This is a genomic window from Flavobacterium sp., assembly GCF_028712645.1.
Taxonomy (GTDB): domain Bacteria; phylum Bacteroidota; class Bacteroidia; order Flavobacteriales; family Flavobacteriaceae; genus Flavobacterium.
This window is the reverse complement of the sequence record NZ_JAQTPQ010000198.1, coordinates 1-6,759: the sequence shown is the minus strand read 5'-3', so window position 1 is coordinate 6,759 and position 6,759 is coordinate 1. Positions and strand designations below refer to the sequence as shown.

Annotated in this window: 7 protein-coding genes; all 7 read left to right on the top strand. The window is 34.2% G+C overall.

Translation table 11 applies throughout. The features are described 5' to 3' along the window. A partial coding sequence (locus PHC28_RS13885; protein WP_300101784.1) for a 4Fe-4S dicluster domain-containing protein occupies positions 1–1,175 on the top strand: 1,175 nt, incomplete at its 5' end. A 26-nt stretch (positions 1,176–1,201) separates the two neighbouring features. Beyond that, complete coding sequence (gene nrfD, locus PHC28_RS13880) at positions 1,202–2,605, top strand: NrfD/PsrC family molybdoenzyme membrane anchor subunit (protein ID WP_300101782.1); 1,404 nt, start codon at positions 1,202–1,204, stop codon at positions 2,603–2,605. After that, positions 2,598–3,122 carry a DUF3341 domain-containing protein gene (locus PHC28_RS13875; protein WP_300101780.1) on the top strand — a complete coding sequence of 175 codons (525 nt, stop codon included), beginning with the start codon at positions 2,598–2,600 and terminating at the stop codon, positions 3,120–3,122. The genes nrfD and PHC28_RS13875 overlap by 8 nt, the downstream gene beginning before the upstream one ends. Positions 3,123–3,129: 7 nt before the next feature. After that, positions 3,130–3,681, top strand: a complete 552-nt coding sequence (locus PHC28_RS13870; protein WP_300101777.1) for a cytochrome c — start codon at positions 3,130–3,132, stop codon at positions 3,679–3,681. Between the two features lie 27 nt (positions 3,682–3,708). Beyond that, positions 3,709–5,052, top strand: a complete 1,344-nt coding sequence (locus PHC28_RS13865) for a quinol:cytochrome C oxidoreductase (protein ID WP_300101775.1) — start codon at positions 3,709–3,711, stop codon at positions 5,050–5,052. An 18-nt stretch (positions 5,053–5,070) separates the two neighbouring features. After that, positions 5,071–6,222 (top strand): cytochrome c oxidase subunit II, encoded by a 1,152-nt coding sequence (locus PHC28_RS13860; protein WP_300101773.1) that lies wholly within the window; start codon positions 5,071–5,073, stop codon positions 6,220–6,222. A 28-nt stretch (positions 6,223–6,250) separates the two neighbouring features. Beyond that, positions 6,251–6,759: cbb3-type cytochrome c oxidase subunit I (locus PHC28_RS13855; protein ID WP_300101770.1), on the top strand; the 509-nt coding region annotated here is incomplete at its 3' end.

Below are 6,759 nucleotides of genomic sequence, written 5' to 3'. Positions count from 1 at the left end.
AAGCAGTTGGTACTGTTGGTTTGGCTTTGGGTTATGGTAAAAAAGCAGCATTAAAAGAAGAAATGCAAGTAGGTGTAAATGCTTACTCATTATATAAAGGTTTCAATAATGTACAATCAGTTACATTGACAAAAGCTGGTGACGATTACGAGTTTGCTTGTGTTCAAGGGCAAAAAACGTTGATGGGAAGAGGCGATATTATTAAAGAAACTACTTTAGAAATATTTAATAAAGAAGATGCTGAAGTTTGGAATGAACAACCAATGGTTTCATTGGATCATAAAGAAGTTCAAGCAACAACGGTAAATTTATGGGATTCATTTGATCGTTCTGTTGGACATCATTTTAATCTTTCTATCGATTTGAATGCTTGTACAGGTTGTGGTTCTTGTGTAATTGCTTGCCACGCCGAAAACAATGTTCCTGTGGTTGGAAAATCTGAAATAAGAAGAAGCCGTGATATGCACTGGTTGCGTATTGATAGATATTATTCTTCTGAAGAAACTTTTGCAGGTGATGATAAGAAAAAAGAAGAATTAGAAGGTTTGGACTTGACAGGATTTATTCTTGGAGATGAAGAAACAAAAGGTTCTTTGGGTGGATTTAGAAAAATGGAACACGCATCAGACAATCCTCAAGTTTCTTTTCAACCCGTGATGTGTCAGCATTGTAATCACGCGCCTTGTGAAACAGTTTGTCCAGTTGCGGCAACTTCACACGGTCGTCAAGGTCAAAATCAAATGGCTTATAATAGATGTGTTGGAACTCGTTATTGTGCTAATAACTGTCCTTATAAAGTTCGTCGTTTTAACTGGTTCTTATATAGTCAAAATAAAGAATTTGATTTCCATATGAATGATGATTTAGGCCGTATGGTGTTAAATCCTGATGTAGCTGTTCGTTCTCGTGGGGTTATGGAAAAATGTTCTATGTGTATTCAAAAAACACAAGCAACTATTTTGGCTGCTAAAAACGAAGGAAGAGAAATTGTTGATGGAGAATTCCAAACAGCTTGTTCAAGTGCTTGTACTACTGGAGCAATGATTTTTGGAGATGTTAACGATAAAGAAAGTCAAGTTGCCAAGTTGGTAGAAGAAGAAAGAATGTATCATTTGTTAGAACACGTTGGAACAAAACCAAATGTATTCTATCACGTTAAAGTTAGAAACACTTAATAAATTTAAAATCAATTTAAAGGATTATGTCTCATATATACGACGCTCCCATTAGAAAACCTTTAATCATAGGTGATAAATCTTATCACGATGTAACAGTAGAAGTTGCTGCACCCGTTGAAGGTAAAGCGAACAAACAGTGGTGGATTGTGTTTTCAATCGCATTGATAGCCTTCCTTTGGGGATTAGGTTGTATCATTTACACTATTTCTACAGGAATTGGAACTTGGGGATTAAATAAAACAGTTGGCTGGGCTTGGGATATTACTAACTTCGTTTGGTGGGTTGGTATTGGTCACGCAGGAACATTAATTTCGGCAGTACTTTTATTATTCCGTCAAAGATGGAGAATGGGTATCAACCGTTCTGCAGAAGCAATGACCATTTTCTCTGTAATTCAAGCAGGTTTGTTTCCAATTATTCACATGGGTCGTCCATGGTTGGCTTTTTGGGTAGTGCCAATTCCGAATCAGTTTGGTTCACTTTGGGTAAATTTTAATTCGCCATTGCTTTGGGACGTGTTTGCAATTTCAACCTATCTTTCAGTTTCATTGGTATTCTGGTACACTGGTTTATTACCTGATTTTGCAATGCTTAGAGATAGAGCAATAACTCCTTTCAATAAAAGAGTCTATTCTATATTAAGTTTTGGTTGGAGCGGTAGAGCAAAAGATTGGCAACGTTTTGAGGAAGTTTCCTTGGTTCTTGCAGGTTTAGCAACACCACTTGTACTTTCTGTTCACACAATTGTATCTATGGACTTTGCTACTTCGGTAATTCCAGGTTGGCATACCACGATTTTCCCTCCATACTTTGTTGCAGGAGCGGTATTCTCTGGATTTGCGATGGTGAATACCCTGCTTATTATTATGAGAAAAGTTTCTAATCTTGAAGCTTATATTACTATTCAACATATCGAATTGATGAACATTGTAATTATGATTACAGGTTCTATAGTTGGTGTTGCTTATATTACTGAACTTTTCATTGCTTGGTATTCTGGAGTAGAATATGAACAATATGCTTTCTTGAATAGAGCAACTGGACCTTACTGGTGGGCTTATTGGTCAATGATGACTTGCAACGTGTTTTCTCCACAATTTATGTGGTCTAAAAAATTAAGAACAAGTATAATGTTCTCTTTCTTAATTTCTATTGTTGTAAATATTGGAATGTGGTTCGAAAGATTTGTAATTATTGTAACTTCGTTACATAGAGATTATCTTCCTTCGTCATGGACAATGTTTTCGCCAACATTTGTTGATATTGGAACTTTCATTGGAACAATTGGTTTCTTCTTTGTGTTGTTCTTGTTATATGCTCGAACATTCCCTGTAATTGCACAGGCTGAGGTGAAAACAATATTGAAATCAACGGGAGATAATTTTATAAAAGCAAGAGAATTAAATAAAGATTCACATCATGAGTAATAAAGTAATACACGCCATTTATAATGACGATGATATATTGATGGATGCCGTTAAGAAAACTCGCGCAGCACATCATCATATTGAAGAAGTTTTTACTCCATTTCCGGTTCACGGATTGGATAAAGCAATGGGATTGGCACCAACAAGAATAGCTATTTGTTCTTTTATTTACGGTTTGTGCGGTTTGTCTTTCGGAACTTGGATGATGAACTACATAATGATTCAAGATTGGCCACAAGACATTGGTGGTAAACCAAGTTTTAGTTATATTCAAAATATGCCTTCTTTTGTGCCAATTATGTTTGAAGAAACTGTATTTTTTGCAGCTCACTTAATGGTTATTACTTTTTATATGAGAAGTAAATTATGGCCTTTCAAAGAAGCTGAAAATCCAGATGTACGTACAACAGACGACCATTTTTTGATGGAAGTTGCGGTAAACAATAACGAAAAAGAACTGGTTACATTTTTCGAAAATACAGGAGCAGTAGAAGTAAAAGTAATTGAAAAGCATTAATAGGGATATGAAAAGCGTATATAAAATAACACTTTTAGTATGTATTACTATTTTAGTTTCGTCTTGTAAAGATGATTCGAAACCAAATTATCAATACATGCCTAATATGTATGAACCAGTAAGTTATAATACTTACTCTGAATCGAGTGCTTTTAAAGGTGGAAAAGAAGGACAACTTCCAGTTGAAGGAACCATAAACAGAGGTTTTGAAGTTTATGAATATCCGAATACTCCTGAAGCCTTAATTGCCGTGAAAGCTGCAAATTTGAAATCGCCTCTTGGAGAACTTTCTCAAAAAGATAAAGATAAAGGGAAAGAACTTTTTGGAATTTATTGTATGATTTGCCATGGAGAATTAGGCAATGGTCAAGGAAAATTGGTGACTCAAGGAAAATTCTTGGGAGTTCCTAATTACAAAGACAGGGTAATAAATGAAGGAAGTATTTTTCATGTTGAAACTTATGGTCTTAATTTAATGGGGTCACACGCCAATCAATTGAGTAAAAAGGAACGTTGGTTAGTTGCAGCCTATGTGGTTGAACTAAAAAGTAAATTATAATTGTAGAACAAACTCATCGTAATAGATATGTATACATTTTCAAGTAAATTAAAAACATTTTCACTAATCTTAATGGCTGTTGGTCTTTTAGGAATTGGATATGGTTTTTACTCTGCACCCAAAGATATTCAAGCAGTTGAGGCAATTCTTGCTGCAGATGCTCACGGAAGTCATCAAGAAAGTTCTAATTCTTCAACCGAAGCACACGCTGTTGCTGGTGAAAAAAAAGTAAATGCCGAAACAGAACACAAAGCACATTTAGAGCACGTTTTGAGTCAACTACAAAACAAACCATGGGCTGCATTATATGTTGCTTGTATTTTCTTTATGTTGATTTCTCTTGGTGTTTTAGCGTTTTATGCCATTCAGCAAGTGGCTCAAGCAGGCTGGTCTCCAGTATTGTTTAGAGTTATGCAAGGAATTACGGCTTATTTACCTGTAGGATCCGTAATTTTCTTTATAATATTAGTTCTTTGTGGTTTGCATTATAGCAGTATATTTATTTGGTTGAATGAAGGTATAACTAATGTTGGTTCTGCAAATTATGATAAAGTAATTGACGGAAAATCGGGTTATTTGAACTTTCCTTTTTGGATTGTAAGAGCTTCTTTGTTCTTGATTGTATGGAATCTTTATAGATATTTTTCAAGAAAAAATTGCTTGGCACAAGATGAATCGAATGATGATAGTTTTTACAAAAAGAATTTCAAACTATCTGCAGGATTCTTAGTATTCTTCATAGTTTCAGAATCTATTATGTCTTGGGATTGGATTATGTCAATAGATCCACACTGGTCTAGCACCTTATTTGGATGGTATGTTTTTGCTAGCTTCTTTGTAAGTGGAATTACAACAATTTGTTTAATTACCTTATATTTAAAATCAAAAGGGTATTTAGAGCACGTAAACACAAGTCATATTCATGATTTGGCTAAATTTATGTTTGGTTTCAGCGTGTTCTGGACTTACTTATGGTTCTCCCAATTTATGTTGATTTGGTATGCCAATATTCCCGAGGAAGTAACCTACTTTGTAACAAGAATACAAGTTTATAATCTTCCATTCTTTGGAGCTGTTGCAATGAATTTCTTGTTCCCAGTTTTGATTTTAATAAACACAGATTTCAAAAGAATCACTTGGATATTGCTAATGGCAAGCACCGTTATATTATTTGGCCACTATATTGATTTCTTCAATATGATTATGCCTGGAACAGTTGGTGATCAATGGTTCATTGGAATTTCTGAAATTGCATCTGTGCTTTTCTTCCTTGGATTGTTTATTTATGTTGTTTTCACAGCATTGACTAAAGCACCACTGTTGCCAAAAAGAAATCCGTTTATTGAAGAAAGTAAACATTTTCATTATTAATATTTAAAGTAAAATTAGATGACAAGTTTGTTGGTAATTATAGTTTTAGTTCTGTTAGCTATTGCATTGTGGCAGTTGACTAAGATATTCGATTTGACTCAAGTAGGAGATGCTGATAATTCACAAGTAGCTAATGAAGGTGATAATAACACCCAAGGTTATTTGATGTTTGGTTTTTTAGCATTTATTTATATTTTCACAATTTACGGACTGATAAGTTGGGGGCCACTAGTGTTACATATTCCAGCTTCAAAACACGGAGCTACTGTTGATAATTTGATGAATATTACTTGGGTATTAATTTTTACTGTTCAAGCAATTACTCAAGTTTTGTTGCATTATTTTGCATTCAAATACAGAGGTAAAAAAGGTCAAAAATCTTTATATCTTGCTGATAATAATAAATTAGAAGTAATTTGGAGTGGAATTCCAGCTATTGTATTAGCAGGATTGATTCTTTATGGACTTTATGCATGGACAAACATTATGTTTGTTGATGAAAATGAAGATACCATTGTTGTTGAAGTTTATGCCCAACAATTTAAATGGACCGCTAGATATTCTGGTGATGATAATGTTCTTGGTAAAGCAAATGTTAGATTAATAGAAGGGGTTAATACACTTGGTGTTGATTTATCTGATCCAAATGCTCAAGATGACATCGTGGTTTCTGAAATACACATTCCAAAAGGAAAGAAAGTACATTTTAAATTTCGCTCTCAAGATGTTTTGCACTCAGCTTATTTCCCTTATTTCAGGGCTCAAATGAACTGCGTTCCAGGTATGGTAACTGAATTTTCTTTTGAACCAGTATTAACAACAGCAGAATATAGAGAATTGCCTTATATGATTGAAAAGGTAGCAAATATCAATGCTATAAGAGCTAAGAAAAGTATTGAACTTGTTGCTAACGGAGAAACAGCTCTTGATTCTTATACATTTGATTATTTATTGCTTTGTAATAAAATATGTGGTGCATCACACTACAATATGCAGATGAAAGTTGTTGTTGATACTCCAGAAGACTACAAAAAGTGGATTATGGGACAAACGAACTTAGTTCAACAAGTAAAAGCAGCTAATGTGCCTGCACCTGTTGAAGGAGCTATTGGAATAGATTCTACAAAAGCTACAGATACTGCGGCTATTGCTAAAATAGCTATGAAATAATTAATAAGAAAATTTAAAGTATAAAAATATGTCAGCAGAAGTTCTCGATAACGGACACGAACACGAACACCACCATAATGACACTTTCATTACTAAATATATTTTTAGTATTGATCACAAAATGATTGCAAAACAATACTTGATAACAGGTATAGTTATGGGTATTGTTGGTGTAATGATGTCTATGCTTTTTAGAATGCAATTGGCTTGGCCAGAACAATCCTTCAAGATATTTAATGTGTTATTGGGTGATAAGTGGGCTCCTAATGGAGTGATGGCAAATGATATTTATTTGGCATTGGTTACCATTCATGGAACTATAATGGTTTTCTTTGTTTTAACGGCAGGTTTAAGTGGTACATTTAGTAATTTGTTGATACCACTACAAATTGGAGCTCGTGATATGGCCTCTGGATTTTTGAATATGATATCCTATTGGTTATTCTTTTTGTCTAGCGTAATTATGCTTAGTTCGTTATTTGTTGAAGCGGGACCAGCTTCAGCAGGATGGACAATTTATCCGCCTTTAAGTGCATT

Excerpts from the sequence above, each read along its gene's own strand:
- nrfD (WP_300101782.1), top strand. The coding sequence starts at position 1,202 with ATGTCTCATATATACGACGCTCCCATTAGAAAACCTTTAATCATAGGT.
- PHC28_RS13875 (WP_300101780.1), top strand. The coding sequence starts at position 2,598 with ATGAGTAATAAAGTAATACACGCCATTTATAATGACGATGATATATTG.
- PHC28_RS13870 (WP_300101777.1), top strand. The coding sequence starts at position 3,130 with ATGAAAAGCGTATATAAAATAACACTTTTAGTATGTATTACTATTTTA.
- PHC28_RS13865 (WP_300101775.1), top strand. The coding sequence starts at position 3,709 with ATGTATACATTTTCAAGTAAATTAAAAACATTTTCACTAATCTTAATG.
- PHC28_RS13860 (WP_300101773.1), top strand. The coding sequence starts at position 5,071 with ATGACAAGTTTGTTGGTAATTATAGTTTTAGTTCTGTTAGCTATTGCA.